Here is a 461-nt window from a genome sequence, read left to right on the forward strand (position 1 = left end):
ATCTAGCATCCATCAAATGAAGCGGTACAGATAAATTAATGAGCTTACTGAATTCCCAGCCCCCTTTGCTAAAAGGCTCTTTGCTTTTTTTATGGGATCTTCCTTCATAAAACAAGGGGTGGGTCAAATTTCCATATTGCGGATCAGATAAATTATGCCGAAGCAGAAACCAACGATAAATCCATGTTTTGTTCAGCAGCGCATCATTGCTTGTGAACACAGGGGTATTATCAAACCACTCCTGATATTCCTCGCACTGCTTTTCAATAATTTGATCGGCTGTCCATCCGCCATCTGTATAAGCCGCTGCTCTGGTTTGCAGCAAGTGGGTGGCATCTTGCCCCGATATGCCATATGAAGCTGCGATGATATACGTACCAGACTGTCCTGGCTGCAAACGCACTTCTTCATACAGCGCAGGATCGCTTACAGCAATTGCACCAGTTACATCGAAACTATAA

General features: G+C 44.0%; 1 pseudogene. It reads right to left on the reverse strand.

Annotated features, from left to right (window positions below):
* Nucleotides 1-461, reverse strand: a pseudogene (locus AC1DUA_RS40590) (MGH1-like glycoside hydrolase domain-containing protein); the annotation flags it as partial.

The organism is Paenibacillus sp. 01T422 (assembly GCF_056398785.1).